The sequence below is a fragment of the Citrobacter sp. Awk 4 genome (assembly GCF_028069725.1).
Lineage (GTDB): Bacteria > Pseudomonadota > Gammaproteobacteria > Enterobacterales > Enterobacteriaceae > Citrobacter_D.
Window position 1 is genome coordinate 1 of record NZ_JANEWG010000120.1, and the last position, 1426, is coordinate 1426.

Here is a 1426-nt window from a genome sequence, read left to right on the forward strand (position 1 = left end):
AAATGTATCAGTGTGGTTATATACCTTAAATAAACAACTCTACGATTTAAGGAATATTTATGTTAACGCAGTCTGATTACATTTTTCTTACAAAATTAAATATTTCACTTAATAACATTTTAGTTTTTGCTGCTGTAATGAATTCTGGTGGGTTATTACCAGCATCGTATTATATGAATTGTTCACAGGCAGCAATCAGCGTGTCACTCAAAAAATTCTGCACTTGTTTCCCATCAAAATTATTCAACAGGGATGGACGTCGTTTGATTCCTACTCCAGAGGCTATTGCCCTCTATGAAAGTATGATTCCGGTTATTCTTAGTTTTCGCGAAGTCTTAGAATATGATATTGATAATTTAGGCAATACCGAAAAAAATATTGCTACCTCTAACTAACTGAATATTAATCATTTTGTTGTATTTTTTTTGTTTTTAAATCCAGTCTGATTTTATGATGTTTTTTATAACGTCGGTAATTATATCAATTACGATGGATACCCGCTGAGGTTGATGTTTCCTTTTTTTATAAATGATGTAAGTAAATACGGAGGCTGAATAGTCTTGAGGAAGTGTTGGAAGCAGTTTATCATTTAAGCCTAGTTCGCTTACAATAATATTAGGTATAAAGATAAAGCCAAGATCTGATTTGGCTAATTCAATCGCGGTGTAAACGTTATCGCACACAATGTTTCCGTGAACATTAATCTGCTGATTTTTATTATTTCTTATATCATGTAACGTCCAGGTGTTAGTACCATTTTGCATAAAAGAGTGGAATAAAACACATGGGTAAAGACTATACTGAGTGGGTAAAGATACGGGATGGTTATTTAAGAAAGACTGTGTGCCGTATATATTACACTGGACTTCAACGAGCTTAAATGCGATCAAACTACTATTTTGTGGCAGTGCGTAAGTGAACATAATGTCACATTCATGATCAAAGCGCACTCCCTTTAGATAATCCTCTTCCCGAAGATTACTGGTATAGATATCCAGTTTTATTTCAGGATGCTCTTTTGCAATCACTGGTACAATGTATTTAGAAATAAAATATAATTGTCCGACTGGCGCATGTAATCTTACAAATCCAGTAAGCTTGTTTTTATAGTTTTCAACAAAAAAAGCAATTTCAGCATGAGTATTAATGTGACTCTTAATATAAGGGATTAGCTCTTTTCCGAAAGTGGTGAGCTCTATGGGTCTGGATGACCGTTCAAAGATGTTCAGACCAAATCGGTCCTCTAGCTTTATTATCATTCTGCTAATATTAGCTTGCGCAATACCCATATTCCTTGCTGTATGGCTTAAGCTTTTTGTATTGACGATATCCAGTATTATTTCTAACTCCCTTATGCTTAAATTGTCTTTCATTTTATTGACCTTACAGTCAACTGAATTGACTTCTGTTGGCAACTACCAATATA

At 33.9% G+C, this 1426-nt stretch carries 2 protein-coding genes; one reads left to right on the plus strand and one right to left on the minus strand.

All coding sequences use genetic code 11. The annotated features are described in order from the left end of the window. Positions 1-59 precede the first annotated feature (59 nt). The gene (locus NNO04_RS22405; protein WP_271446517.1) at positions 60-395 is read left to right on the plus strand and encodes a LysR family transcriptional regulator; all 336 of its coding nucleotides are present in this window, start codon (positions 60-62) and stop codon (positions 393-395) included. A gap of 36 nt (positions 396-431) precedes the next feature. On the opposite strand, the gene NNO04_RS22410 is transcribed toward NNO04_RS22405, so the two are convergent. Then, a complete protein-coding gene (locus NNO04_RS22410; RefSeq protein ID WP_271446518.1) occupies positions 432-1373 on the minus strand; it encodes a LysR family transcriptional regulator in 942 nt (313 codons plus the stop codon). Positions 1374-1426: the final 53 nt, after the last annotated feature.

Excerpts from the sequence above, each read along its gene's own strand:
- NNO04_RS22405 (WP_271446517.1), top strand. The coding sequence starts at position 60 with ATGTTAACGCAGTCTGATTACATTTTTCTTACAAAATTAAATATTTCA.
- NNO04_RS22410 (WP_271446518.1), bottom strand. The coding sequence starts at position 1,373 with ATGAAAGACAATTTAAGCATAAGGGAGTTAGAAATAATACTGGATATC.